This window comes from Bradyrhizobium sp. 14AA (assembly GCF_054185205.1).
The window spans coordinates 1-453 of sequence record NZ_JAVAYM010000163.1 but is presented as its reverse complement, the minus strand read 5'-3'; the positions used below and the strand labels follow the sequence as shown (position 1 = coordinate 453).

General features: G+C 53.0%; 1 pseudogene. It reads right to left on the bottom strand.

Annotated elements, in window-relative coordinates:
• Window positions 1-72: 72 nt before the first annotated feature.
• Window positions 73-453, bottom strand: a pseudogene (locus tag RAD15_RS43815) (oxidoreductase); the annotation flags it as partial.

Genomic DNA, 453 nt, shown 5'->3' with positions numbered 1-453 from the left:
GAATATGACAGGGAGTGTGTCAATGTGTAAAAATAAATAGTTAATTAAGTGTAAATTTTTTTATACGTGACGTTATTTTATCTTCACCAGCGTACGGCCCTGAACCTGATTATTGATGATGGCATCGGCGAACTTCGGCGCATCCGCCAGCGTAATCTCTGTGGCGGCCTGAGCATAGAACGATTCCGGCAGATCCTTAACCAAACGCGCCCAGGCCTCTGCGCGACGTGCCGGTGGGGTCATCACCGAGTCCACCCCTTGCAAACGCACATTACGCAGAATGAATGGCATAACGGTGGTCGGCAGCGCGAAGCCGCCCGCCAGGCCGCAGGCGGCCACGCAACCGCCATAGTTCATCTGTGCCAGCACTTTCGCCAGCACTTTATCGCCAACGGTATCAATTGCACCGGCCCACAGCTGTTTTTCCAACGGGCGAGATTCAGCAAACTCATC